21 protein-coding genes are annotated in these 25590 nt (G+C 66.1%); 17 read left to right on the top strand and 4 right to left on the bottom strand.

Annotated elements, in window-relative coordinates:
* Positions 1-110: 110 nt before the first annotated feature.
* The 17 genes from leuC (at position 111) to A9975_RS20125 (ending at position 20658) form a co-directional block, all read left to right on the top strand.
* Positions 111-1520: a 3-isopropylmalate dehydratase large subunit gene (gene leuC, locus A9975_RS20205; protein WP_174428408.1), complete on the top strand. Its 1410-nt coding sequence runs from the start codon at positions 111-113 to the stop codon at positions 1518-1520.
* A gap of 16 nt (positions 1521-1536) precedes the next feature.
* A complete protein-coding gene (locus A9975_RS20200; RefSeq protein WP_183034323.1) occupies positions 1537-1668 on the top strand; it encodes an entericidin in 132 nt (43 codons plus the stop codon).
* Between the two features lie 10 nt (positions 1669-1678).
* Positions 1679-2329 (top strand): 3-isopropylmalate dehydratase small subunit, encoded by a 651-nt coding sequence (leuD, locus tag A9975_RS20195; protein WP_183034322.1) that lies wholly within the window; start codon positions 1679-1681, stop codon positions 2327-2329.
* A 48-nt stretch (positions 2330-2377) separates the two neighbouring features.
* Positions 2378-3445 carry a 3-isopropylmalate dehydrogenase gene (gene leuB / locus A9975_RS20190; protein ID WP_183034320.1) on the top strand — a complete coding sequence of 356 codons (1068 nt, stop codon included), beginning with the start codon at positions 2378-2380 and terminating at the stop codon, positions 3443-3445.
* Between the two features lie 328 nt (positions 3446-3773).
* On the top strand, positions 3774-4910 hold the full coding sequence (gene asd, locus A9975_RS20185) for an aspartate-semialdehyde dehydrogenase (RefSeq protein WP_183034318.1): 1137 nt from the start codon (positions 3774-3776) through the stop codon (positions 4908-4910).
* Positions 4911-5236: 326 nt separating this feature from the next.
* Positions 5237-8122 (top strand): FimV family protein, encoded by a 2886-nt coding sequence (locus tag A9975_RS20180; RefSeq protein WP_183034316.1) that lies wholly within the window; start codon positions 5237-5239, stop codon positions 8120-8122.
* Between the two features lie 187 nt (positions 8123-8309).
* Complete coding sequence (truA, locus tag A9975_RS20175) at positions 8310-9134, top strand: tRNA pseudouridine(38-40) synthase TruA (RefSeq protein ID WP_183034314.1); 825 nt, start codon at positions 8310-8312, stop codon at positions 9132-9134.
* Entirely contained in the window at positions 9118-9819 is a 702-nt protein-coding gene (locus tag A9975_RS20170; protein WP_183034312.1) for a phosphoribosylanthranilate isomerase, read from the top strand. The genes truA and A9975_RS20170 overlap by 17 nt, the downstream gene beginning before the upstream one ends.
* Before the next feature lie 127 nt (positions 9820-9946).
* Positions 9947-11140, top strand: a complete 1194-nt coding sequence (gene trpB / locus A9975_RS20165; protein ID WP_043347992.1) for a tryptophan synthase subunit beta — start codon at positions 9947-9949, stop codon at positions 11138-11140.
* A complete protein-coding gene (locus A9975_RS20160) occupies positions 11140-12048 on the top strand; it encodes a site-specific DNA-methyltransferase (protein WP_043347990.1) in 909 nt (302 codons plus the stop codon). The genes trpB and A9975_RS20160 overlap by 1 nt, the downstream gene beginning before the upstream one ends.
* Before the next feature lie 2 nt (positions 12049-12050).
* Positions 12051-12848 (top strand): tryptophan synthase subunit alpha, encoded by a 798-nt coding sequence (trpA, locus tag A9975_RS20155; RefSeq protein WP_183034310.1) that lies wholly within the window; start codon positions 12051-12053, stop codon positions 12846-12848.
* A 182-nt stretch (positions 12849-13030) separates the two neighbouring features.
* Positions 13031-13903 carry an acetyl-CoA carboxylase, carboxyltransferase subunit beta gene (gene accD / locus A9975_RS20150; RefSeq protein ID WP_043347984.1) on the top strand — a complete coding sequence of 291 codons (873 nt, stop codon included), beginning with the start codon at positions 13031-13033 and terminating at the stop codon, positions 13901-13903.
* A 750-nt stretch (positions 13904-14653) separates the two neighbouring features.
* Positions 14654-15964 (top strand): bifunctional tetrahydrofolate synthase/dihydrofolate synthase, encoded by a 1311-nt coding sequence (folC, locus tag A9975_RS20145; protein WP_183034308.1) that lies wholly within the window; start codon positions 14654-14656, stop codon positions 15962-15964.
* 110 nt (positions 15965-16074) lie between these two features.
* Entirely contained in the window at positions 16075-16818 is a 744-nt protein-coding gene (locus A9975_RS20140; protein WP_150983122.1) for an SPOR domain-containing protein, read from the top strand.
* Between the two features lie 78 nt (positions 16819-16896).
* Positions 16897-17394 (top strand): CvpA family protein, encoded by a 498-nt coding sequence (locus A9975_RS20135; RefSeq protein WP_183034345.1) that lies wholly within the window; start codon positions 16897-16899, stop codon positions 17392-17394.
* A gap of 98 nt (positions 17395-17492) precedes the next feature.
* A complete protein-coding gene (gene purF, locus A9975_RS20130; RefSeq protein ID WP_043347975.1) occupies positions 17493-19028 on the top strand; it encodes an amidophosphoribosyltransferase in 1536 nt (511 codons plus the stop codon).
* A gap of 424 nt (positions 19029-19452) precedes the next feature.
* Positions 19453-20658, top strand: coding sequence for an O-succinylhomoserine sulfhydrylase (locus A9975_RS20125; protein WP_150983124.1), 1206 nt, complete (start codon positions 19453-19455; stop codon positions 20656-20658).
* A gap of 29 nt (positions 20659-20687) precedes the next feature.
* Here the strand turns inward: A9975_RS20125 and A9975_RS20120 are convergent, their stop codons facing one another.
* From A9975_RS20120 to A9975_RS20105, 4 genes are all read right to left on the bottom strand, one after another.
* A complete protein-coding gene (locus tag A9975_RS20120; RefSeq protein WP_183034306.1) occupies positions 20688-20918 on the bottom strand; it encodes a hypothetical protein in 231 nt (76 codons plus the stop codon).
* Positions 20919-21113: 195 nt separating this feature from the next.
* Positions 21114-23180, bottom strand: a complete 2067-nt coding sequence (locus tag A9975_RS20115) for an ABC transporter permease (RefSeq protein WP_183034304.1) — start codon at positions 23178-23180, stop codon at positions 21114-21116.
* Complete coding sequence (locus A9975_RS20110) at positions 23174-24319, bottom strand: efflux RND transporter periplasmic adaptor subunit (RefSeq protein WP_370565063.1); 1146 nt, start codon at positions 24317-24319, stop codon at positions 23174-23176. The genes A9975_RS20115 and A9975_RS20110 overlap by 7 nt, the downstream gene beginning before the upstream one ends.
* Positions 24320-24710: 391 nt before the next feature.
* Positions 24711-25571 carry an ABC transporter permease gene (locus tag A9975_RS20105; RefSeq protein ID WP_174425064.1) on the bottom strand — a complete coding sequence of 287 codons (861 nt, stop codon included), beginning with the start codon at positions 25569-25571 and terminating at the stop codon, positions 24711-24713.
* Positions 25572-25590 lie beyond the last annotated feature (19 nt).

The raw sequence follows: 25590 nt of genomic DNA, 5'->3' as shown, positions 1-25590 counted from the left end.
GCAGCAAGCCGCATTTCGTTGCCCGCATTCCTGCGAAAAATCCCCCAAACTACCGCGCGACGCCGCCAACCGTGCTGTACCAAACGGTCCCGGCCCGCCCCCCCTGCATCATGGCCAAGACGCTTTACGACAAACTTTGGGATGACCACACCGTGCACGTCGAAGATGACGGCACCACGATGCTGTACATCGATCGCCATCTGCTGCACGAAGTCACCAGCCCGCAGGCGTTCGAAGGCCTGAAGCTGGCGCAGCGCCCGGTCTGGCGCATCAGCGCCAACCTGGCGGTGTCGGACCACAACGTGCCGACCACGGATCGTAGCCAGGGCATCGCCGATCCGGTGTCGAAGCTGCAGGTGGATACGCTGGACAACAACTGCGACGCGTACGGCATCACCCAGTTCAAGATGAACGACCTGCGCCAGGGCATCGTGCACGTGATCGGGCCGGAGCAGGGCGCTACGCTGCCGGGCATGACGGTGGTCTGCGGCGATTCGCATACCAGCACGCACGGCGCGTTTGGCGCGCTGGCGCACGGCATCGGCACCTCCGAGGTGGAGCACGTGCTGGCCACGCAGACGCTGCTGGGCAAGAAGGCCAAGAACATGCTGGTGCGCGTGGAAGGCAAGCTGCCGCGCGGATGCACCGCCAAGGACATCGTGCTGGCCGTGATCGGCAAGATCGGGACCGCGGGCGGCACCGGCTACACCATCGAGTTCGCTGGCTCAGCCATTCGCGACCTGAGCATGGAAGGGCGCATGACGGTGTGCAACATGGCCATCGAGGCGGGGGCGCGCGCTGGCCTGGTGGCGGTGGACGATGTCACGCTCGAGTACGTCAAGGGCCGCCCGTTCTCGCCGCAGGGCGTGGAGTGGGAGCAGGCCGTGGGCTACTGGCGCACGCTGCATTCGGACGCCGGTGCGCATTTCGACCAGGTGGTCGAGCTGCGCGCGGAAGAGGTTCGTCCGCAGGTGACCTGGGGCACCTCGCCCGAGATGGTGGTCAGCATCGAGGACCGCGTGCCGGATCCCGAGAAGGAAAAAGACCCGAACAAGCGCAACGCCATGGAGCGCGCGCTCGAGTACATGGGCCTGCAGCCCAACGTGCCAGTGGACAGCATCAAGATCGACAAGGTCTTTATCGGTTCCTGCACCAACTCCCGCATTGAAGACATGCGTGCCGCTGCGTGGGTCGTGCAGAAACTGGGACGGCGCGTGGCTTCCAACGTGAAGCTGGCGATGGTGGTGCCGGGCTCGGGCCTGGTCAAGGAACAAGCCGAGCGTGAAGGGCTGGACAAGGTCTTCAAGGCGGCGGGTTTTGAGTGGCGCGAGCCGGGCTGCTCGATGTGCCTGGCCATGAACGCAGACCGCCTGGAGGCGGGCGAGCGCTGCGCGTCGACTTCGAACCGCAACTTCGAAGGGCGCCAGGGCGCGGGTGGCCGGACTCACCTGGTGAGCCCGGCGATGGCCGCCGCGGCCGCCATCGAAGGCCACTTCGTCGATATCCGCCAGCTCAGCTAATTCGCGCAGGCTCATCATGAAACAAGCCCTGATTGTGTTGCTCGCATGCCTGGGCATGCTGCAACTGGCCGGCTGCCATACGATGGCCGGCCTTGGCAAGGACACACAGGCCGCAGGCCGCTCGTTCGAAAGCGCGGCAAAGAAGTAAGGAACCGACCATGGACAAGTTCACTGTACACAGCGGGCTCACGGTGCCGCTGGACCGCGAGAACGTCGACACCGACGCCATCATCCCGAAGCAATTCCTCAAGTCGATCAAGCGCACCGGCTTCGGCCCGAACCTGTTCGACGAATGGCGCTACAAGGACGTGGGCCAGCCCGGGCAAGACAACAGCAGCCGCCCGCTGAACCCGGACTTCGTGCTCAACCAGCCGCGCTACCAGGGCGGCTCGATCCTGCTTGCCCGCCGCAACTTCGGCTGCGGCAGCTCGCGCGAGCACGCACCCTGGGCGCTGACGCAATATGGCTTTCGCGCCGTGATCGCGCCGAGCTTTGCCGACATCTTTTTCAACAACTGCTACAAGAACGGCCTGTTGCCGGTGGTGCTGACCGAGTTGCAGGTCGACCACATCTTCAACGAGACCAATGCGTTCAATGGCTACAAGCTGACCATCGATCTCGACAAGCAACTGGTGGTCACGCCGGGCGGCAACAGCTACCCGTTCGACATCGCGCCATTCCGCAAGTACTGCATGCTCAACGGCTTTGACGATATCGGCCTGTCCCTGCGCCATGCCGACAAGATCAAGGCGTACGAGGCAGAGCGCGTGGCCAGGATGCCGTGGTTAAACAACCGCGTGGTCGGCTGAGGCCGGTTGGTACGCTGAGACGCTGAGACAAAACAAGGAAGACAAAGCATGAAAATCGCAGTCCTGCCGGGTGACGGCATCGGTCCCGAGATCATCGCGGAGGCCGTCAAGGTCCTGAACGCGCTCGACGAAAAATTCGAGATGGAAACCGCCCCGGTGGGCGGCGCCGGCTACGAGGCCAGCGGCCATCCGCTGCCCGACGCCACGCTCAAGCTGGCCCAGCAAGCCGACGCCATCCTGTTCGGCGCCGTGGGCGACTGGAAGTACGACAAGCTGGATCGCCCGCTGCGTCCCGAGCAGGCCATCCTCGGCCTGCGCAAGCACCTGCAGCTGTTCGCCAACTTCCGTCCGGCGATCTGCTATTCGGAACTGACCGGTGCGTCCAGCCTGAAGCCTGAGCTGGTGGCCGGTCTGGACATCCTGATCGTGCGCGAGCTGAACGGCGACATCTACTTTGGCCAGCCGCGCGGCATGCGCGAAGCCCCGGACGGTCCTTTCAAGGGCGCACGCGAAGGCTTCGACACCATGCGCTACAGCGAGCCGGAAATCCGCCGCATCGCCCACGTGGCCTTCCAGGCCGCGGCCAAGCGCGGCAAGAAGTTGTGCAGCGTGGACAAGGCCAACGTGCTCGAGACTTTCCAGTTCTGGAAGGACGTCGTGATCGATGTGCACAAGGAATACCCGGAAGTCGAGCTGTCGCACATGTACGTGGACAACGCGGCCATGCAGCTGATCAAGGCGCCCAAGAGCTTCGACGTGATTGTCACCGGCAATATGTTCGGCGATATCCTGTCGGACGAGGCTGCCATGCTGACCGGCTCGATCGGCATGCTGCCATCGGCTTCGCTGGACGCCAACAACAAGGGCCTGTACGAACCGTCGCACGGTTCCGCTCCGGATATCGCCGGCAAGGGCGTGGCCAATCCGCTGGCCACCATCCTGTCGGCGGCGATGATGCTGCGTTTCTCGCTGAACCGTGCCGAGCAGGCCGACCGCATCGAGAACGCCGTCAAGAAGGTGCTGGCCCAGGGCTACCGCACCGGCGACATCCTGACGCCGGGCTGCAAGCAGGTCGGCACGCGTGAAATGGGCGAGGCCGTGCTCGCGGCACTGTAAGCCGCATTAAAGTTGAAAAGGCGCCGCATGCGGCGCCTTTTCTTTCATTTGTCCCCGATTTCCCCCGTGTGGCAGCGCCACAAAATCGTGTAGACTTTGCGAATGGTCCGAATCTTCCAGTCCCCCTCGACTGCCATCGCCGCCCCGGTTGCTACCCGCAGCCCGGTTGGCCTGGGTTCGCACGGCCACCCGCTTACCGCAACGACGATTAAAACCATTACTACCAAAACGATCGGCTAGATCGTTCGTCGTGCCTGCTCGTCTTCCCCGCGCAGTCACGTCGGGCGAGGAAAGCGCGGGGAAGTTCAAATCACATCCGAGGTTAGTCATGATTGTAGGTCTCGTCGGCTGGCGAGGAATGGTCGGCAGCGTCCTGATGCAACGCATGCAGGAAGAGCGCGATTTCGACCATATCGAGCCCGTATTCTTCAGCACGTCCAACGCTGGCGGCCAGGCTCCGGCCATGGCCAAGAATGAAACCAAGCTCAAGGACGCGAACGACATCGAAGCGCTGAAGAAGTGCGACGTTGTCCTCACCGCCCAGGGCGGTGACTACACCAACGAGATTTTCCCGCAGCTGCGCGCAGTTGGCTGGAAGGGCTACTGGATTGACGCGGCGTCCTCGCTGCGGATGAAGGACGATGCCATCATCGTGCTGGATCCGGTCAACCTTGGTGTCATCAAGGACGCGCTGGCCAAGGGCGTCAAGAATTTCATCGGCGGCAACTGCACGGTCAGCTGCATGATGATGGGCCTGGGCGGCCTGTTCCAGCACGACCTGATCGACTGGATGACGTCCATGACCTACCAGGCTGCCTCGGGCGGCGGCGCGCAGCACATGCGCGAGCTGCTGACGCAGTTCGGCACGCTCAACGCGTCGGTCAAGCCGCTGCTGGATAACCCGGCATCGGCAATCCTGGAAATCGACCGCACCATCCTGGCGACCCAGCACGGCCTGTCCGCCGACGAAACCAAGCAGTTCGGCGTGCCGCTCGCTGGCAACCTGATTCCCTGGATCGACAAGGACCTGGGCAACGGCGTGTCGAAGGAAGAATGGAAGGCCGGCGCCGAGACCAACAAGATCCTGGGCCGCGGCGAAGGCTTCCTGGGCGCGACCGGCGCTGCACCGATCGCCGTGGACGGCCTGTGCGTGCGCATTGGCGCCATGCGCTGCCATTCGCAGGCGCTGACCATCAAGCTGCGCCGCGACGTGCCGCTCGATGAGATCGAAGCCATGCTGGCCGAAAACAACCAGTGGGCCAAGGTGGTGCCGAATACCCGTGAGGCCAGCATGACCGGCCTCACGCCGGCCGCCGTGACCGGCACCCTGACCATTCCGGTGGGACGCCTGCGCAAGATGCAGATGGGTGGGGAATACCTCTCGGCCTTCACCGTTGGCGACCAGCTGCTGTGGGGCGCCGCCGAGCCCCTGCGTCGTATGCTGCGCATCCTGATCGAAGCCTGAGCCAGGGACTTGCTCCCAAGGAGCGCTTGAGTCATGTCTTGGTCCATGTCTTGAGGCTCCGCGCAAGGCCTCCGTGGTTCCGTTGCAGCCAGGCAACAGAAACCACGGGCTTTGATAACAACGCCGCGCCTGTGCGCGGCGTTGTCACGCCCAGCCGCCTATTTTTCCCGGCGTTGCGTCACAATACAGGCGGCATATGCCGGGCTGCGGGGCGGTCATCCGCACGTCCGTACGAGTTGGCGCGGGGCTCAGTCGGGACGCTAACTTGCTGCGCTAAACCATTGATGTTAAGTTAATTTCACTACTAGAACACAACGGAGCACAAGGTGAGTGTGAGCCAACATCGCCGGAAAGATGCGCCTACCGCCCGCCAGCGCTGGTCAACGCTGGCCTTCACGGCACTCGGTTTGCTGCTCGCGCAGCCGGCCGCTTACGCCGCGGGGTTTGGGCAATTACGGGTACAGTCGAATCTGGGTCAGCCGCTGCAAGCGGAAATCGATATTAGTGGCGTCAGTGCGGAAGAAGCGGACGGCCTGGCCGTCAAGCTGGCGTCGCCCGATGCGTATGCCAAAGCCGGCCTGACATATCTGCCGGCGGTCAGCAGCCTGCGGCTGCAGGTCGAGCGCCGCCCCAATGGGAGCTATGTGGCACGGGTCCGGTCAACCCAGCCGCTCAGCGAGCCCTTTGTCGACATCCTGGTCGACATGACATGGGCGAGCGGCAAGGTGTCGCGCGCGTACACTTTCCTGCTGGATCCGGCAGGGGCCAAGCCTTCCAACCAGACTTTCTCGCCTACCACGGTAGTGCAGGCGGGCACTCCCGACGAATCCGGCGCCACCAGCCCGGCGGCGCCCGCGCCAAGCGCTGCGCCCGTGCCCGCGCCGTCGGTGCAGGCCCCGGCTCCCGTCGCGGCTAGCCCGGCGCCACGGCCCCAGGCCAAGGCGCCAGCGCCACGTCCGCACCGCGCCGCTACGCAGGCTTCCGCGGACGGCGCCGCCGCGGCTGGCGGCACCTACACCGTACAGCGCGGCGACAACCTCTCCGCCATTGCCGGCGAGGCGTCCCAGGGACAGGATTCGGTATCGCTGGACCAGATGCTGGTCGCGCTTTATCGCAACAATCCGAACGCCTTCGTCGGCGGCAATATGAACCGCCTCAAGGCGGGCGCCGTGCTCAAGGTGCCTAGCCAGCAAGAGGCGCAATCGGTCACGCCCCGCGCGGCACGCCGCGAAGTGGTGGCGCGCACGCAGGGCTTCGACGCCTACCGCAGCCGCCTGGCTACGGCGGCGGCGGGGCGCTCGGTCGAGGCCGGCAGTGGCCGCGAACAGTCGGGCAACGTCACCGCGCGCGTGCAGGAACAGGCCGCACCGGCCGCCGGCCCACGCGACGAGCTCAAGCTCAGCAAGCCCGATCGCGGCAGCCAGGCTGCTGCCGCTGCGGCAACCGAAGCCAATATCGCCAAGGAACGGCAGCTCAAGGAGGCCGAGGCACGTCTCGCGCAGCTTGAGAAGAACGTGAACGACATGCAGCGGCTGGTCGAGCTGAAGAACGCCGAGATCGCCAAGCTGGCCCAGGTGCAGAAGGGGGCAGGCAAGGACTCGGCCACGGCCCCTGCAGCCGCAGCCGCCGCACCTGCCGTGGTTCCGGCCGAGGCCGCCAAGGCCGACGCAGCCGCGCCGGCCTTGGCAACGGCCAGCGCTGGCGCCAGCGCGGCCACGGCGGCCGCAGCAGCAGCCGCGCCGCTCGCAGCATCCCCGGCGTCCGCGCCTGCGGCCGCTGCTGGCGCCAGTAGCGCCGGCGCGAATGCCGCTGACGCCACCGTTGCGGCTGCCGCCAAGCCTGCTGCCGCTTCAGCGCCTGCCGCCAAGCGCCCGCCGGTCGTGACGCAGCCCGCGCCAGTGGCCCAGCCGTCCTTCATCGAAGACCTGCTGGCCAATCCGATGCTGCTGCCAGGCGGCGGACTCTTGATTGCCCTGCTGGGCGGCTACGCGATCTATCGCCGGCGCCAGCAACAGAAGACCGGCGACGGCGCGGCCTTCGGTGACAGCATCCTGTCGCAGGAAAGCACCGTCATGGCCGGCGGCAATTCGCTGTTCGGCACCGCGGGCGGGCAGAGCGTGGACACCTCGCAGCACAGCGTGTTCGGAGCGGATTTCCGCATTGGCAACAATGCCGCGGAAGCCAACGAGGTCGATCCGATCGCCGAGGCCGATGTCTATATCGCCTACGGGCGCGATGTGCAGGCCGAGGAAATCCTGCGCGAAGCCCTGCAGCAAAACCCTGAGCGCCAGGCGATCCGCCTGAAGCTCATGGAGATTTACAACACTCGTCAGGATGTGGAAGGTTTTCGCGTGATTGCAGAAGAAATGTTCGCCCAGACTGGAGGACACGGGGCGGAGTGGGCACAGGCAACGGAGATGGGGCGTAGCCTTGATCCGAACAATGCCTTGTATTTGAGTGTGGCGCCCGATGTCGCGTCGGTTGATACCACCACCTTGCCGGCCGACCAGTGGCGCACCCACGATCCGTCGCAAGACCTGGCGGCGGCACCGCGCGAAACCCCGCTGGCGGACCTGGCAGACTTCGCACTGCCGCTGGATGGGTTCCCCGCGCCGGCAGCCGGTGCGCCGATCACCGCGCCCGAGTCCGCCTCGCGCGTGTTCGGCAATGGCGAGGCGGCGCCTTCGGCGCTAGCCGCGCGCCTGGACGATGGCCTTGGCCTGGATCTGCCCGAGACCCATGGCATCGGTGGTCATGACGGTCATGACGACATCCCGGCGCTGGATACGCCTACGCGTAGCCGTCCGCTCGACTTCGATATGTCCGGCATCTCGCTGGACCTCAGTCCGGCGCGCCATGCCGACGCATTGGCCGACATCCCGGCGCAAGCGCATGAAGAGGCCCATGCCTCATTCAGCTCGTCCCTGCCGGCGCCGACCATGCTGCGCGACGGCAAGCTGTCCGAGCCGATCGACCTGTCCCGCGTGAGCGCGGAAAGCGGGCTCGACACGGCGCGCGGCATCTCGCCGAGCACGTTGTCGGCCGACTCCGCCGATGGTGGCCGCGACATGCAGATCAAGTTCGACCTGGCCCGCGCCTATATCGAGATCGGCGACAAGGAAGGCGCGCGGGAGTTGCTGCAGGAAGTGGTGGAGCAGTCGCAGGACCCACTGCTGACCGAAGCCAAGACTTTGCTGCGGGACGTGGCCTGACAGGCAAGCTGTAGAATGGCGGGCTGTGCGCAAGCGATGCGCCCGGCAGCTCGCCACCAATGCGCCGGGAGCGTGGCTCCCGGCGCATTTGTTTTTTGCGAGCCGGCAGCCGGGCGTTTTTCAGCGGCGCCGCGCCGTTTTCGCTAGCTCCCGTTGATCGTCAACTTCCGTCGTCAATTTCCGCCCCATGACCCGCATTGCCCTCGGCCTCCACTATGACGGCGCCGCCTTCTCAGGCTGGCAGTCGCAACCGCACCGCAATACGGTGCAGGACCGGCTCGAGGACGCCATCGCGCAGTTCGCCGGCAGCCGCGTGCTGACCACGGTGGCGGGCCGCACCGATACCGGCGTGCACGCGCTCGGCCAGGTGATCCATATCGACACCGAGCTGACGCGCGAACCGTTTTCCTGGGTGCGCGGCGTCAACGCCTTCCTGCCGCCCAGCATCTCGCTGCAATGGGCCAAGCCGGTGGACGACGGCTTCCATGCGCGTTTCCTGGCCTTCGAGCGCATGTATTACTACGCGCTCTACGTGGGGCCGCACCGTGTGCCGCTGGTGCACGGCAGGGCAGGCTACCTGATGCTGCCGCCAAGCAAGGGCCTGGACGTCGACGCCATGCGCACGGCCGCGGGCTGCCTGCTGGGCGAGCACGATTTCTCGGCCTTTCGCGCTGCCGAGTGCCAGGCGAAGTCGCCGGTCAAGACCATGTACGACATCACCTTGAAGGCCGACGGCGACTGGCTGTTCGTGCGCTTTCGCGCCAGCGCCTTCCTGCACCACATGGTGCGCAACCTGATGGGTTGCCTGGTGGCGGTAGGGCGGGGGCGCAACCCGCCGGAATGGCTGGCCGAAGTGCTGGCGGGGCGCAATCGTGCCAATGCCGCACCCACTTTCATGCCCGACGGCCTTTACCTGGCCGGGGTAAAGTATCCTGAGCAGTACCAGATCCCGGTCGCCGACACGGCCGCCAGCCTGTTTCATGGAGTGTTTGCCAATGACCCAGTTGCCTGAAGCGGGCAGCGCGCCGCGCCGCACCCGCATCAAGATCTGCGGGCTGACGCGCGAGGACGATGTCCGCGCCGCGGTCGATGCCGGCGCCGACGCGATCGGCCTGGTGTTCTATCCGGGCAGCCCGCGCTTTGTCGAGGTGGCACGCGCCGCGGCGTTGGCCGAAGCCGCCGGCCCCTTCGTGTCGGTGGTGGGCCTGTTCGTCAATGCCGAGGCCGACCATATTGCCCATGTGGTGGAGCGTGTGCCGCTTACGCTACTGCAATTCCACGGCGACGAGCGCCCCGAAGACTGCACGCTGGTGGCCCAGCGCTGCCGGCTGCCGTTTCTGCGCGCGGCACGCGTGCAGCCGGGCCTCGATTTGGTAGAATTCGCAGATCTGTATCGTGATGCCGCTGCCTTGCTGCTTGATGCCTTCGTCGAAGGCTACGGCGGTGGCGGGCACGTCTTCGACTGGACCCTGATACCCCCGGCATGGCTTCCGCCCACCCACAACCCGACCGCAAGCGCCGCTCCTCGGATCGTTTTGAGTGGTGGGTTGAACGCGCAAAACGTCGCTGGCGCGATTGAGCGCGTGCGGCCCTACGCTGTCGATGTAAGCAGCGGCGTGGAGGCTGCCAAAGGCGTGAAAGACCACGCCAGGATTGCCGCCTTCGTGCGCGCGGTGCGCGGCGCGGATGCCGGGTGAGTCAAGTTGCCGTCCAGGCGTTCGGCCTCCCGCATATTCCCCGCAAACCGCACCTGCCCCGCGCACGACCCTAACGTCATCGGGCCCCTGCCAGAACGGCAAGGGCCCTGTTCAGAAGAGCTGACTCATGTACGACCTGCCCGATTCCCGTGGCCATTTCGGCCCCTATGGTGGTTCCTTTGTATCCGAGACCCTGGTGCACGCGCTGGACGAACTGCGCGAAGCCTATGCGCACTTCCAGAAGGATCCCGAGTTCGACGCGGAGTACCGCCGCGAGCTGAAGCATTTCGTCGGCCGCCCCTCGCCGATCTATCACGCACAGCGCTGGAGCGAGATGCTCGGCGGCGCGCAGATCTATCTCAAGCGCGAAGACCTCAACCACACCGGCGCCCACAAGATCAATAACGTGATCGGCCAGGCACTGCTGGCCAAGCGCATGGGCAAGCCGCGCGTGATCGCCGAGACCGGCGCCGGCCAGCACGGCGTGGCCACCGCGACCATCGCCGCGCGTTTCGGCATGGAGTGCGTGGTCTACATGGGCTCGGAAGACGTCAAGCGCCAGGCCGCCAACGTCTACCGCATGAAGCTGCTGGGTGCCACCGTGGTGCCGGTGGAAAGCGGCTCCAAGACCCTCAAGGACGCGCTCAATGAAGCCATGCGTGACTGGGTCACCAACGTCGAGAACACCTTCTACATCATCGGCACGGTGGCCGGCCCGCATCCTTACCCGATGATGGTGCGCGACTTCCAGTGCGTGATCGGCGAAGAGGCCAAGGTGCAGATGCCGGAAATGACGGGCCGCCAGCCCGATGCCGTGATCGCCTGCGTGGGCGGCGGCTCCAATGCCATGGGTATCTTCTATCCGTACATCGAGCACAAGGATGTGCGCCTGATCGGCGTGGAAGCCGCCGGCGACGGCCTGGAAACCGGCCGCCACGCCGCCGCGCTGATCGGCGGCACGCCGGGCGTGCTGCACGGCAACCGCACCTACCTGCTGCAGGACGCCAACGGCCAGATCATCGAGACCCATTCGATCTCCGCCGGCCTGGACTATCCCGGCGTCGGCCCCGAGCACGCATGGCTCAAGGATATCGGCCGCGCCGAGTATGTCCCGATCACCGATGAGGAGGCGCTCAAGGCTTTCCACGACTGTTGCCGCATCGAAGGGATCATCCCGGCGCTGGAGTCCAGCCACGCCATCGCCTACGCCTGCAAGCTCGCGCCCACGCTGCCCAAGGACAAGCTGCTGCTGGTGAACCTGTCCGGCCGTGGCGACAAGGACATGCATACCGTGGCCGAGCGTTCGGGGCTGACCCTCTGATGCGCGACTTTCTCCCGCCGGGCGCCGCTGAAGGCGGCGCCCCGTCCGCGCCTATCGCCGCACCGCAACTGACGCTCTACCAGGAAGACGTGCTGGAGGGCATCAAGCGCATAGCCGACGGCTCCATCGACCTGATCGTCGCTGATCCGCCCTATGGCCTGGGCAAGGACTATGGCAATGACTCCGATCGCCTGTCCGGGGATGCCTACCTGGAATGGTCCGCGAGCTGGATCGATGCGGTGGTGCCCAAGCTGGCGCCGCGCGCCTCGCTCTACCTGTTCTGCACCTGGCAATACTCGCCGGAGCTGTTCGTGATGCTCAAGCAGCGCCTGACCATGATCAACGAGATCATCTGGGACCGGCGCGTGCCGAGCATGGGCGGCACCACGCGCAAGTATTCCTCGGTGCACGACAACATCGGCTTTTTTGCCCGGGCCCGCGACTACTACTTTGACCTTGACCCGGTGCGCGTGCCGTACGACGCCGAGACCAAGAAGGCGCGCAGCCGTCCGCGCTTCGAGGGCAAGAAGTGGCTGGAAGTTGGCTACAACCCGAAGGATCTGTGGAGCGTGCCGCGTATCCACCGGCAGGATCCGGAACGTGCCAATCACCCAACCCAGAAACCCTTGCATATCGTGCAACGCATGGTGCTGGCCAGCTGCCCGCCGGGCGGGCTGGTGCTCGATCCGTTTACCGGCAGCGGCACCACCGCCGTAGCCTGCGCGTTGCACGGGCGCCGCTTCGTCGGCTTCGAGATGAATCCCGACTATGTCGACGTGGCGCGCGCGCGCGTCGCGGCATGCATCACGACGCCGCAGGCCGCGCCCGCTACCCTGAACATCGCAGCCGCGAACGATGAGCCCCTGCTGGCTGCCTCGTCCACGCCGCTGCCCACTCTCGCCCAATGACCATGTCCCGAATCAAAACGACTTTCGCGGCGCTGGCCGCGCAGAACAAGAAGGGCCTGATTCCGTTCATCACCGCTGGTGATCCCGAGCCCGGCCTGACCGTCGCGCTGATGCACGCGCTGGTGGCGGGCGGGGCCGACGTGATCGAGCTTGGCGTGCCGTTCTCCGACCCGATGGCCGACGGCCCGGTGATTCAGCGTGCCTCCGAGCGCGCGCTTGCGCAGGGCGTGACGCTGACCAAGGTGCTGGCCTGGGTGGCCGAGTTCCGCCAGACCAACGCGGCGACGCCCGTGGTGCTGATGGGCTACGCCAACCCGATCGAGCGCATGGGTGAGGAAACCTTCGCCAAGGCCGCGCGCGCCGCCGGTGTCGATGGCGTGCTGGTGGTCGACTATCCGCCCGAGGAGTGCGAGTCCTTCGCCGCGCAGATGCGTGCCAACGAGATGGACCCGATCTTCCTGCTGGCGCCGACCTCCACCGACGATCGCATCGAAGCCGTGGCCAAGCTGGCCAGCGGCTACCTGTACTACGTGTCGCTCAAAGGCGTAACCGGTTCGGCCACCATTGACCTCGACAGCGTGGCCGCCCGCATTCCGCTGATCAAGCGCCATGCCAACCTGCCGGTGGGCGTGGGCTTCGGCATCCGCGACGCGCAGACCGCGCGCACGATCGGCAGCGTGGCCGACGCCGTGGTGATCGGCAGCCGCCTGGTGCAATTGCTGGAAGATGCGCCGCGCGACCAGGCGGTACAATCGCTGCAGTCGTTCATCGCGGAAATCCGCCAGGCGCTGGATGCCTGAATGTGATTGAGGCGCCGCTGCCCGTGTCGGCGCACGGGCGGTGAATGCAGCAAAAAACACTGATTTTGACGGCCGTTGTGCCGCAACAGGCGCATCGCCCCGGCGGAACGGGGACTGCGGACCGCAGGCATGGTAAATTCGCGGCCTGACATGTTCCGCGCATGTGCCGAAAGGAGCCTTTCATGAGCTGGTTGGATAAACTCCTCCCTCCCAAGATTCAACAGACCGACCCCTCCACCCGCAAGGGCATTCCGGAAGGGCTGTGGGTCAAGTGCCCGTCGTGCGAGTCGGTGTTGTACCGGACCGACGTCGAGGCCAACCTCCACGTCTGCCCCAAGTGCGACCACCATATGCGCATCCGCGCCCGCGCCCGCCTCGACGGGCTGCTGGACGCCGAAGGCCGCTATGAAATCGGCCAGGAAATCCTGCCGGTCGACGCACTGAAGTTCAAGGACACCAAGAAGTACCCGGACCGCATCAAGGCCGCCATGGACGACACCGGCGAGACCGATGCCATGGTCGTGATCGGCGGCGCCATTCACACCATTCCGGTCGTGGTGAGCTGCTTCGAGTTCGAATTCATGGGCGGCTCCATGGGCTCGGTGGTGGGTGAGCGCTTCGTGCGTGGCGCCCAGGCCGCGCTGGAGCAGAAGGTGCCGTTCATCTGCATAACCGCCACGGGCGGCGCACGCATGCAGGAAAGCCTGCTGTCGCTGCTGCAGATGGCCAAGACCACGTCCATGCTGAACCAGCTGTCGAACGCCAAGCTGCCGTTCATCAGCGTGTTGACCGATCCCACCATGGGTGGCGTTTCGGCCAGCTTTGCGTTCCTGGGTGATGTGGTGATTGCTGAGCCCAAGGCGCTGATCGGCTTTGCCGGTCCCCGCGTGATCGAGCAGACCGTGCGCGAGAAGCTGCCGGAAGGCTTCCAGCGGGCTGAGTTCCTGTTGCAGAAGGGTGCGATCGATATGATTGTCGACCGTCGCAAGCTGCGGGATGAGTTGGCGCAGTTGCTGGCTTTGCTGCAGAAGCAGCCGGCAGATGCCGTGGCATAAGGGTTGGGTTGGTTGATGGTGATCAGGCGCGGGCGGTTGTTCGCGCTTTTTCGCTTTTTGGGGTGATGGGTTTAATTGCAGCTGCTTAACTGCAGAGCCAAAGGCAGTTTCACCTCCCCTGGGGGGAGGCGACCTACTTTCTTGTCTCGCCAAGAAAGTAGGCAAAGAAGCGACCCGGACGAGGCGCCCCATAACGGGAGATGAAAACCCAGACGGCTCGCTTCGCATCGCGGGGAGGTGATTTCCGCCTGGGGGCGCAAATCACGGCTACACCGCATGGTGATTTGACGACATCGCTCTCGCGCTGGGTCGGCCGTGTTTCCCGCCTGGGGGCGGGAAACACCCATGGCGATGCGAAGCGAGCCGTGGAGGTGTACCAAGGCCGTATGGGGCGCCTCGGGATTTCATGAAAAGAGCGGAAAAGAGGGACCCATGTCTGAGTATCGCCTTAAGGCGATGCGAGTTTGGGTCCCGGCCGCTCTTTTCATGAAATCCCGAGGGGGTGTCGCCCCATCCGGCGCGCCTTCTTTGCCTACTTTCTTGGCAAGACAAGAAAGTAGGTCGCCGCCCCGCAGGGGTGGTGAAACTGCAGTTGTAGTTGCCTTTGACGTTAGACCTTTGACTTACCCCAACACGCCCCAACATCATCCCTACGCAATTCCAAACCCAACCAATCCGCCCCGCAAAGAACCACTCACCCCAAAACCGGCTCCAATAAGCCACCCCCCCGATTAACGCCGTCTCCCCACCATGCCTATCTTCCCCTCCCTCCCCGAATGGCTAACCCATCTCGAATCCGCCCACCCGGTCGGCATCGACATGGGCCTGGCGCGCATCACCCGCGTCAAGGAGGCCCTGGGGCTGCGCATCGATGCAGTGGTGTTTACCGTCGCAGGCACCAACGGCAAAGGCTCCACCTGCGCCATGCTGGAGCGCATCCTGCTTGAGGCGGGCTACAAGGTGGGTTGCCATACGTCGCCGCACCTGATGGCGTTCAACGAGCGTGCGCGCATCAATGGCGAGTTCGCCACCGACGCGCAGCTGTTGCCGCATTTCGAGGCGGTGGAACGGGCGCGCACGAGCTTTGCGGATCCGGTGAGCCTGACGTATTTCGAGTTCACCACGCTGGCCATCATCCATGCTTTCGCCGCGGCCGGCTTGGATGCCATGATCCTGGAGGTGGGGCTGGGCGGCCGGCTGGATGCGGTAAACGTGATCGATACCGATTGCGCCATCGTGACCAGCGTAGACATCGACCACACAAGTTACCTGGGCGATACGCGCGAGAAGATCGGCTACGAGAAGGCGGGCATCTTCCGTCCGGGCGTGCCGGCCATCGTGGCGGATCCGGTGCCGCCGCAGTCGGTGATCGATCATGCCGAGGCGATCGGCGCGGATCTCTGGCTGGTGGGCCGGGACTTCCATCAGCAGGCTTCCAAGGGCCAGGAGCGTCAGCAGTGGGACTGGAGCAGCCGCGAGCGCAAGCTCAACGGGCTGGGCTATCCCGCACTGCGCGGCGCCAACCAGTTGCTCAATGCTTCGGCTGCGCTGGCTGCGCTGCAGGCGATGCGCTCGCGGCTGCCGGTGAGTGCGCAGGAAGTGCGCAACGGACTTGCCTTCGTGGAACTGCCGGGACGCTTCCAAGTGATGCCGGGGCGCCCGACGGTGATCCTGGATGTGGCGCATAACCCGCATGCGGCTGCCACGCTTGGCCAGAACCTCGACAATATGGGCTTCTTCCGCTACACCTACGCGGTGTTCGGCGCGATGGAGGACAAGGACATCGCAGGCGTGCTGCGCCATCTGGCCGACAAGGTCGACCACTGGTGCCTGGCCGACCTGCCGACGCCGCGCGCGGCCAGCGCGGCGGACTTGCTGGAGAAGCTGGAAGAGGGCGGTTTCCATCCGGGGCCAGATGCCACGGCAGCCTGCTTTGCCAGCCCGGAGGCGGCTTACCGGGATGCCCTCGGCAGAGCGACCGAGGATGATAGAATTCTGGTCTTCGGATCGTTCTACACCGTGGCGGGCGTGATGGCATATCGCGCCACCCGGGCAAATTGAGTCGCGCGGCCGCCGGGCAGTTTTCCGGGGCTAACACCGGGGCAAATCGCCGCGCAATCTGAGCGACAATTTCAACGGCCGGTTTTGCGGCCGTCGCACCGAACCAATCTATGGGCCTGCTTTCGCTGTTTTCTTCCCGCAAGGGCAACGCCCCGGCACCGGAGCGTGGGCGCCGCTCGCGTTCGGACCCGGGTGCAGGCATCGCATCGTCGCGGCGCCTGGCCGAGGAGTACGCGGACGACACGCTCGACCCGGAGTTTCCGCAGAAGCAGCGGGCGCGCCGGCGCCTGATCGGCGCGGTGGTGCTGATGGCCGCTGCCGTCATCGTGCTGCCGATCGTCTTCGAGACCCAGCCAAGGCCGGTCGTCGACAATATCGCGGTCAAGATCGATGGTGGCCCTGGGGGCGCGGCGGGCAAGGTGAAGCCTGATGCCCGCAAGGCGGATCCGTTGCCGCCGGCTCCGCAATCCAAGCTCGATAGCCAGGCGCTCGATGCCGGCGAAGAACTGGTTGCCGATTCGGCAGCGGCCAAGCCGGCCGCTGCGGCCACCGTCGCAGCGACTGCGGCAGCGCCTGCCGAGAAAATCGCCGACAAGCCGGCCACCCCCGCAGCCAAGCCGGGCAGCGGCAAGTTCCTGGTGCTGATCGGCGCGTTCTCCTCGGAGGAGAAGGCCAAGCTCTGGCTGAGCAAGCTCAAGGCAGGCAAGGTGCCCGCTTATATCGAGAAGAAGGTGTTGGCCGACGGCGAGCGTGTGCTGCTGCGTGCCGGTCCTTTTTCGGATCGCGACGCGGCTGACGCTGCCGAGAAGCGGGTGCGCGCCGCAGGCCTGACCGCCAAGGTGATCGAACAGTAAAGCCCGGCGCGGGCTGGTTGCCCCATGAGCCCCACTATCCTCATTACCCAGCCGCCGCACCGGGACACCGTATTACGCATGCAGCCGACTTTTTTCGATTACAGCGTTGTTTTCATCCTCATCGCCTCGGGCCTGATCGGCGTGCTGCGCGGGCTGGTGCGGGAAGTGTTATCGCTGATCGGCTGGGTGGTGGCGTTCCTGGTGGCCTACCACTTCGCGGGCACAGCGGCTGGCTGGATCCCCGAATCGGTGCCCGGCGGGCAGCTGGCGCGCAGCGCACTGGGCTTCGCGGTGGTCTTCATCGGCACCGTGATCGCCGCGGCACTGGCCGGCACGGTGCTGGGCCAGTTGCTGGAGAGCACCGGGCTCAAGCCCGCCGACCGTGGCCTCGGGCTGGTGTTCGGGCTGCTGCGCGGCGCGTTGGTCGTGATGTTCGTGGTGACCGTGGCCGGGTTCACCAAACTGCCTGAGGAGGCATTCTGGCGCGATGCGCTGTCCCGACCCTACGTGATGCAGGCGATGGAGTCGCTGCGGCCCTGGCTGCCTCCCGAAGTCGCCAAATACGTCAAGACATGACATGAAGCCGGGCAGACCCGCCCGGCTGGTAGTACGCGGGCTCCTCCCTGAAGGGCGGGGCCGCCCCCTGATTCAAACGCCTTTCCTGGGAGCTTGGCATGTGCGGTATCGTCGGTGTGGTTTCATCCACGCCCGTTAACCAATTGATTTACGACAGCCTGCTGCTGTTGCAACACCGCGGACAGGATGCAGCCGGCATCGCTACCGCAAACGGCAGCACCTTCCACATGCACAAGGCCAACGGCCTGGTGCGCGACGTGTTTCGCACGCGCAATATGCGCGGCCTGCCGGGTGCCGCCGGCATCGGCCAGGTGCGTTACCCCACCGCCGGTTCGGCCTCGAGCGAGGAAGAAGCCCAACCGTTCTACGTCAATGCGCCCTACGGCGTGATCCTGGCCCACAACGGCAACCTGACCAACTGGAAACAGTTGCACGAGGAGCTGTTCAGCCGCGACCGCCGCCACATCAACACGCACTCCGACACCGAAGTGCTGCTCAACGTGCTGGCGGACGAGCTGCAGCGCGCCAGCAGCGGCCTGGCGCTGGATCCGCCCACGATCTTCAAGGCCGTGGCCGGCATGCACCGCCGCGTGCGCGGCTCGTACGCCATCGCCGCGCAGATCGCTGGCTACGGCATGCTGGCCGTGCGCGATCCGTTCGGCATTCGTCCGTTGTGCCTGGGCAGCGTGGAAACGCCGACCGGCAAGGAGTGGATGGTGGCGTCGGAGTCGGTGGCGCTCGAAGGCATCGGCTACAAGCTCGAGCGCGACGTGGCGCCTGGCGAGGCCATCTTCATCGACCTCGACGGCAAGCTCTACACCCAGCAATGCGCCGATAATCCGGTGCTCACACCTTGCATCTTCGAGTACGTCTACCTGGCCCGCCCGGATTCGTGCATCGATGGCGTGCCCGTCTACGACGCGCGCCTGCGCATGGGCGACTACCTGGCCGAGAAGATCCGCCGCGAAGTCTCCGCGGGTGACATCGACGTGGTGATGCCGATTCCCGACTCCAGCCGTCCGGCCGCGATGCAGGTGGCCAACAAGCTGGGCGTGAACTACCGCGAGGGCTTCTTCAAGAACCGTTATATCGGCCGCACCTTCATCATGCCCGGCCAGGCGGTACGCAAGAAGTCGGTGCGCCAGAAGCTCAACGCCATGGGCGTGGAGTTCAAGGGCAAGAACGTGCTGATCGTGGACGATTCCATCGTGCGCGGCACCACGTCTTTCGAGATCGTGCAGATGGCGCGCGAAGCCGGCGCCAAAAAGGTGATCTTTGCCTCGGCCGCGCCGCCGGTGAAGTTCCCCAACGTGTACGGCATTGATATGCCCACCCGCAGCGAACTGGTTGCCTACGGCCGCACGGATGAAGAAATCGCCCGCATCATCGGCGCCGACAAGCTGGTCTACCAGGACGTCGAAGCCATGAAGCAGGCCGTGCGCGACATCAACCCCAAGCTGAACGACTTCGATGCCTCGTGCTTCGATGGCCGTTACGTCACAGGGGATATCGACGAAGCCTATCTGGAGCGCCTGGAAACCGCGCGCAGCCAGGCCGATCGCGATGGCACCGGCGGCCTTGGCGATAGCGAGCGCTCGCAACTGCACTTGCAACGCTCCGGCGGCAACGAGTAAGACGGCGCCCGCGCGCAATCGCCGTGATGACCGGCGTGGAGTTGACGAGAAGCGAGGCCCGGCCGTAACATTGCCGGGCGTCGATTTGATTGTCAGCTTGCGGACGCGGGTACTGCCGGAGCGATAGGTTGATCGTTGTTGTTGATCATTGCTCGCGGAACAGGAAATTGCCCGTCACAGGGAAATGCCCGAAACAGCTAAAGCGGAACGCCGGCTTCCCGGTTGTGCGCACCACAGGCACATTGGCAAGCCGGATTCCCGCCGCAGCGCGGGGCCTATCCCAACGAACACAAGCAGCCCGTCGATTCGGCCCCCGGCCAAAGATCGCACGGGCTTTTTTATTGCTGCCGCCGGCGCGCATCCGGGGCAGCCAGGCTACCACCACTTACACGGATAACCGCGCGGGTACCACCGCCTCCCCATCATGAACGAACCGCTTCCCCTCGACTCCCTCGGCATCGATACGCTTGGCGTGCGCGCCGGCACCATGCGCAGCGAGTTCATGGAGCACTCGGAGGCGATGTACCTGACCTCCAGCTTCTGCTTCAACAGCGCTGCCGAGGCCGCGGAGCGCTTCGCCAATTCGGAGTCGGGCTTCACCTACTCGCGCTTCACCAACCCCACGGTGGCGATGTTCCAGAGCCGCCTGGCCGCCCTGGAAGGCGCCGAGGCGTGCATGGCAACCGCATCCGGGATGAGCGCGATCATGTCGATCGTCATGTCGTCGATGCAAGCGGGCGATCACCTGGTCAGCTCGCGCGCCATCTTCGGCTCCACCATGACGCTGTTCTCGAACATCTTCGCCAAATTCGGCGTGGAAACCACCTTTGTCGATGGCACCGACCTGGCGGCCTGGCGCGCGGCGGTCAAGCCGAACACCAAGCTGTTCTTCCTGGAAACGCCGTCCAATCCGCTCACCGAAGTGGCCGACATCGCCGCGGTGGCGGACATTGCCCACAACGCTGGCGCGCTGCTGGTGGTGGATAACTGCTTCTGTTCGCCGGCGTTGCAGCAGCCGATGAAATTCGGCGCCGACATCGTGGTCCACTCGGCCACCAAGCATATCGACGGGCAGGGCCGCGTGCTGGGCGGCGCGGTGCTCGGCTCGCACGATTTCATCATGGGCAAGGTGTTCCCCTTCGTGCGCACGGCCGGGCCGACGCTGTCGGCATTCAACGCCTGGGTGCTGCTCAAGGGCATGGAAACGCTGGCGATCCGCATGGAGCGCCACAGCCAGAGCGCGCTGGCACTGGCCGAGTTCCTGGAGTCGCATCCGGCAGTTGCGCGCGTATATCACCCGGCGCTGAAGTCCCACCCGCAGTACGAGGTGGCCCAGCGCCAGCAAAGCGGCGGCGGCGCCATCGTGTCGTTCGAACTCAAGGGGGAGTCACCGGAGCAGCAGCGCGCCAATGCCTGGCGCGTGATCGACAACACGCGCGTGTGCTCGATCACCGGCAACCTGGGCGATACGCGCACCACCGTGACCCATCCCTACACGACCACGCATGGACGCGTCAGCCCGGAAGCCAAGGCGGCCGCGGGCATCGGCGAAGGGCTGATCCGCCTGGCTGTCGGCCTCGAGTCGGTAGCAGACCTGAAGGCGGACTTGCTGCGCGGCCTGCAGGGCTAAAGCATCAGGGCGCCAAGGCGCCCGAGCGCTCAGTGCGCCGGCACGGCGTCGTCGCTGCTGCCGGCCACGGCCTTGACCCCGGCCTTGGTCACGTCGTAGGTCGTCTCGACCACGGTCGATCCCACGCTCACTGCCGCGGAGCCAACAGTGGCCACGGTAGAGACCGCAGCACTGCCCACCGCCACGGTGGCGCCAACCACGCTGCAAGCGGCCATTGCGCCGCACAGGCCCAAAGCGGCCAACGTTGCGGCAGCGCGCATGACGCGGCTCCGCTGCTGCTTTTTCTTCGCTGGCGCGACGCGGACGTACATTGGAAATGGCATGAACACTGCTCGCGCTTGCGGGACGGTGGAGGTGATGTGGGCGGCCGGCCTCAGGTGCCCAGGTATCCGGGTACACAGGAACGCCTTGCGCCGTGCCCGGCATCATACTCTCCCCCGGGCCACTCGCTACCGCTATTCGCCCGCCAGCGCCACCACCGGATCCAGCCGCGCCGCGGTGCGTGCCGGCATGTAGCCGAATACCAGCCCGGTTGCCACCGCGCAGCCGAAAGCGCCCGCCATGGCCGACACGGAAAACACCGTCGGCACCCCCATGGCGATCAGCGCCGCCCCCAGCAGCAGGCCGGCGGCGAGGCCCACCGCGCCGCCCAGCACGGTAACCATGGTGGCCTCCGTCAGGAATTGCCGCAGGATATCGCGCTGGCGCGCGCCGGTGGCCATGCGAATGCCAATCTCGCGGGTGCGCTCGCGTACCGTCATCAGCATCACGTTCATTACGCCGATGCCGCCCACCAGCAGCGATACCGCCGCGATCAGCCCAAGCATCATCGACATGCTGCGGCGCGTGGCTACCTCGGCCTGCAGGCGCGCGGCGGCATTGCCGATGGAAAAGTCCTCGCGCCCGCCGTGCCGGGCCAGCAGCAATGCGTGCATGGCCGCTTCGGCGGCATGCACCTGCGCCGACGAGGCGGCCTCCACCACGACATAGTCGGGCTGCGTCTGCGCCTGGTAGACGCGGGCGCGGCCTGCCTGGTAGGGAATGAAGACCATGTTGTCGTAGTCTTGCGCGCCGGAGTCGGCGCCGCGCTCGGCCATCACGCCGATGACCTCGAACGGCGAATTGCCGATCAGCAACTGCTGGCCGAGCGGATTTGCCATGCTGGCGAAGAAGTGCTCGCGCGCCTTGTGGCCCAGCACCACCAGCGGCGCCAGGTCGCGGTCCTCGGCCGCGGTGTAGTAGCGGCCTTGCGCCACCTGCCAGTGATGCACGGCTGGCATTTCCTCGCTGGCGGCGAACACATAGAGCTGGCGGTCAGCGTTGCCGCGGCGCACGGTGATGGGGTCGCCGATCACCGGCATCACGCTATGGATCGAGGGCAGCGCGGCAATGGCCTCCAGGTCCTCCGGCGTCAGCTGGCCGGCGGGCCCGCCGGTGGGGGGAGGGCGGCTGCCCAGGTACATGATGGTGGTGCCCAGCGTGCCCATCTGCGCCATCACCCGCTGGCGCGCGCCTTCGCCCACGGCCAGCATCACGATCACCGACGCCACGCCAATGATGATGCCAAGCAGCGTTAGCCCGGTGCGCACGCGGTTTAGCCGCATGCCGCGCCAGGCGGTACGCGCGGCCTCGCGGATGTCGGCCAGCAGCGTGGCCCCGCCATCGGCGTGTGCGCTGCCTGGTATTTGCAACGCAGGCAATATGGGCAAGGCCGGCAGGACGGCCGTGTCGCTATCCGCTGTCATTTGGGCGGCATCGCCCGCGTTGTCGGCGACGATGCAGCCATCGCGGATCTCGATCACGCGCCTGGCCTGCGCCGCCACGCCGCGGTCGTGGGTAATGAGGATCACCGTGTGTCCGGCAGCGGCCAGCTCGCGTAGCAGCGCCATGACCTCCGCGCCGCTCTTGCTGTCGAGCGCGCCGGTGGGCTCGTCGGCCAGGATGATGCGCCCGCCGTTCATCAGCGCGCGCGCGATCGACACGCGCTGCTGCTGGCCGCCGGACAACTGGCTGGGGCGATGGTGAAGCTTGTCTGCCATGCCCAGGCGCGTGAGCAGCGCGGCCGCGCGCGCGGCGCGCTCAGCCTCGGGCAGTCCAGCGTAGATGGCCGGCACCTGCACGTTCTCGCTGGCGGAGTCGGTGGCGACCAGATGGTATCCCTGGAACACGAAGCCGAATGCCTCGCGCCGCAGCCAGGCGAGCGCATCGGCATCCAGGCTGGCCACATCGTGCCCGTTGAAGTGATAGGTGCCGGCGCTGGGCCGGTCCAGGCAGCCCAGCAGATGCATCAGCGTGGACTTGCCCGAGCCGGAAGCACCGACGATAGCGACAAACTCGCCGGCATGGATGTCCAGGTCGATGCCTTGCAGCACCTCGACCGCGGGCGGCTGGTTGCCGTGCGCGGCGCTGCCTTTGCCGGCGCCGCCGTAGCGCTTGCGTATGCCGCGCAGCGAAATCAGCGGCTGCCCGTTCGCGCCGTTCGCGCCGTTTGCGCTGCTGTCGACGTTGGCGATGCTCACCATTTCAGCCACCGCACGCCGTCGCGAACGCGCTCGCCGGTGACCAGCCGGTCGCCGTCACGCAGGCCCTCGCGCACTTCGGCCAGATGGCGGCTGCGCACGCCGACGCGCACGCGGCGCGCCTGCGGCGTGCCGTTCGCATCGAGCACGCGCGCCGCAAAGATGCCGGGCGCGTCGGCGCTGGCCGTCAGCGCCGCCAGCGGCACGGTGACGACGTTGCGCGCGTGCGCGGCAACGAAGGACACCTGCGCCGTCATCTGCGGCATCAATGCGCCGTCCGCGTTGTCGACATCAAACAGCACGGTGTAGACCACTGCCTTGGTGGCCGCGGCGGGGGCATTGCCGTCGCCGCTGGCTGCCGCGCTGGCGGTCTTGGGCGGGGCCGGCAGCACCTGGCGCACCGTGCCGGTCCAGCGGCGCGGTGCCCCTTGGTCGTTGCTGCCCAGCGTGGTGAAGTACACCGGCATGCCGGGCCGCACGCGCGCGATGTCGGCCTCGGACACCTCGGTCCATACCGTCATGCCGGAGAGGTCGGCAATGCGCAGCACGTTAGGGGTCTGGTAGGTGGCGTTGAGGGTCTGGCCCTCGCGCGCCTCGACGGATACCACCGTGCCGCCCATCGGCGCGTAGACGCGCGTATAGCCCAGGCGCGCTTCCTCGGCACGCTGCGAGGCCTGGGTCTGGGCAATCTGCGCGCGCAGCCGGTCGAGCTTGGCGGCGGCGGAATCGAAGGCGGCCTCGGCAACCTGCAGGTCTTCGTCGCGGGTGGCACCGTCGGCCGCCATTGCCTTCTGACGCGCCAGTTGCCGGCCCGCCAGCCGGTGCTGCGCCAACTGGTCGGCCAACTGCGCGCGCAGTCCCGCGAGCGCGGCACGGCCGCCATCCACCGTGGCGCGCTGCACGCTCGGGTCGATCTCCAGCAGCAGGCTGCCCTTGTCGACCACCGCGCCGGGCTGCGCGTGCAGGCGCAGGATCTGCCCGGAGACCTGCGCGCCCACGTCCACATAGCGGCGCGGCTGCAGCGTGCCGATGGCATTGACGGTGGCCTCGATGTCGCCGCGCGCCACCGGCACGGTGACGTAGTCGACGGCCGGGCGCTGTGCCATCCACAGCGCGCCGGCGGTGCCGGCGACCAGCAGCATGAGCGCGCCGCGCCGAAGCGCGCGCGGGGAGGGGCGGAAGCGGTGGGCGCGGTTCACGGGGCGGTCTCCAGGCATATGTTGGTGGCGTGCGGCACGTCCAGGCGAGCGAGGGCGGCGCGGCGCAAGTCATGGAGCCAGCCGTGGTGGTCGCAGCAATAGAGGGAATGGAGGTCTAGCGATGTGTTGCCTGCCGGCATGAGCTGCTCACCTGCGCGATGGAATGATAATCTAAACGATAATCGTTCGCATTGTAACAGAGTGCGCGATCAGCAACACAAGCCGTAGGGCAACAGAAACAGAACGGAGGGCGCGGGTTGCTTGTCATCCCGTCTCGCGCCCGGATGCATGTCCGGCCCGGGCGCTTGCGGCAGTCCTTGCCTCTATCGCAACCTCAGCGCAGCAAGCGCCGGCGCAGCAGCATCAGCGCCACGACCAGCGCCACGGCTGCGTAAGCGCCGAGCACGATCAGGTGCAGCGCCAGGTTGTCGACCGGGCGCCCCAGCATGATGGGACGGATCAACGCCACTGCATGCGCCAGCGGCAGCACCTGGGTGGCGGCCTGCGCGCCCGCGGGCAATTGCTCCAGCGGGAAGAACACGCCGGAGAGCAGCAGCATCGGCGTCATCACCAGCGTCTGGTAGAACATGAAGAAGTCGTAGCTGGGCGCCAGCGCCGTGACGATCATGGCCAGGCTGGCAAACGCAATGCCCGCCAGCACGATCACGGGCAACGCCAGCAGCGCGCCCGGCAACTGCGCATAACCCAGCACGCCGGCCACCAGCATGATGGCCATGCCCGACAGCACCGCCTTGCTGGCGGCCCACATGATCTCGCCCAGCACCACGTCGCCGAGCGTCAGCGGCGCATGCATGATGGCTTCCCAGGTGCGCTGCACATGCATGCGCGAGAAGGCGGAATACATTGACTCGAAGCTCGCCGACATCATCACGCTGGACGCCGTGGTGCCAGCCGCGAGAAAGGCGATATAGGACACGCCGTTGACCTGTCCCACCAGCAGGCCAAGTCCGAGGCCAAGCCCGAACAGGTAAATCATCGGATCGGCCAGGTTGCCGATCATCGAGGGAATCGCCAGCTTCTTCCACACCATGAAGTTGCGGTACCAGACCATGGTCCAGTTGCGCATGTTCATCGGCAGCAGCGGCTGCGGGTAATGCTGCCGCGGCGCGGCGCCAGGGTGCGCCGCGGTGGCGGCGGCCGGCGCGACGGCGGGGCGGGGGTCTTGTTCGCTCATGTTCATTCCGTTGTCAGTC

Origin of the sequence: Cupriavidus sp. UME77 (assembly GCF_014170355.1) — a bacterium.
Taxonomy (GTDB): Bacteria; Pseudomonadota; Gammaproteobacteria; order Burkholderiales; family Burkholderiaceae; genus Cupriavidus; species Cupriavidus basilensis.
The sequence above is the reverse complement of the archived record's forward strand: the minus strand, read 5'-3'. Positions and strand labels throughout refer to the sequence as shown.

Excerpts from the sequence above, each read along its gene's own strand:
- trpA (WP_183034310.1), top strand. The coding sequence starts at position 12,051 with ATGTCCCGAATCAAAACGACTTTCGCGGCGCTGGCCGCGCAGAACAAG.
- leuB (WP_183034320.1), top strand. The coding sequence starts at position 2,378 with ATGAAAATCGCAGTCCTGCCGGGTGACGGCATCGGTCCCGAGATCATC.
- A9975_RS20140 (WP_150983122.1), top strand. The coding sequence starts at position 16,075 with ATGGGCCTGCTTTCGCTGTTTTCTTCCCGCAAGGGCAACGCCCCGGCA.
- truA (WP_183034314.1), top strand. The coding sequence starts at position 8,310 with ATGACCCGCATTGCCCTCGGCCTCCACTATGACGGCGCCGCCTTCTCA.
- purF (WP_043347975.1), top strand. The coding sequence starts at position 17,493 with ATGTGCGGTATCGTCGGTGTGGTTTCATCCACGCCCGTTAACCAATTG.
- leuC (WP_174428408.1), top strand. The coding sequence starts at position 111 with ATGGCCAAGACGCTTTACGACAAACTTTGGGATGACCACACCGTGCAC.
- accD (WP_043347984.1), top strand. The coding sequence starts at position 13,031 with ATGAGCTGGTTGGATAAACTCCTCCCTCCCAAGATTCAACAGACCGAC.
- A9975_RS20120 (WP_183034306.1), bottom strand. The coding sequence starts at position 20,918 with ATGCGCGCTGCCGCAACGTTGGCCGCTTTGGGCCTGTGCGGCGCAATG.
- A9975_RS20200 (WP_183034323.1), top strand. The coding sequence starts at position 1,537 with ATGAAACAAGCCCTGATTGTGTTGCTCGCATGCCTGGGCATGCTGCAA.
- asd (WP_183034318.1), top strand. The coding sequence starts at position 3,774 with ATGATTGTAGGTCTCGTCGGCTGGCGAGGAATGGTCGGCAGCGTCCTG.
- A9975_RS20125 (WP_150983124.1), top strand. The coding sequence starts at position 19,453 with ATGAACGAACCGCTTCCCCTCGACTCCCTCGGCATCGATACGCTTGGC.
- folC (WP_183034308.1), top strand. The coding sequence starts at position 14,654 with ATGCCTATCTTCCCCTCCCTCCCCGAATGGCTAACCCATCTCGAATCC.
- trpB (WP_043347992.1), top strand. The coding sequence starts at position 9,947 with ATGTACGACCTGCCCGATTCCCGTGGCCATTTCGGCCCCTATGGTGGT.
- A9975_RS20160 (WP_043347990.1), top strand. The coding sequence starts at position 11,140 with ATGCGCGACTTTCTCCCGCCGGGCGCCGCTGAAGGCGGCGCCCCGTCC.
- leuD (WP_183034322.1), top strand. The coding sequence starts at position 1,679 with ATGGACAAGTTCACTGTACACAGCGGGCTCACGGTGCCGCTGGACCGC.
- A9975_RS20115 (WP_183034304.1), bottom strand. The coding sequence starts at position 23,180 with ATGGTGAGCATCGCCAACGTCGACAGCAGCGCAAACGGCGCGAACGGC.
- A9975_RS20170 (WP_183034312.1), top strand. The coding sequence starts at position 9,118 with ATGACCCAGTTGCCTGAAGCGGGCAGCGCGCCGCGCCGCACCCGCATC.
- A9975_RS20105 (WP_174425064.1), bottom strand. The coding sequence starts at position 25,571 with ATGAGCGAACAAGACCCCCGCCCCGCCGTCGCGCCGGCCGCCGCCACC.
- A9975_RS20110 (WP_370565063.1), bottom strand. The coding sequence starts at position 24,319 with ATGCTGCTGGTCGCCGGCACCGCCGGCGCGCTGTGGATGGCACAGCGC.
- A9975_RS20135 (WP_183034345.1), top strand. The coding sequence starts at position 16,897 with ATGCAGCCGACTTTTTTCGATTACAGCGTTGTTTTCATCCTCATCGCC.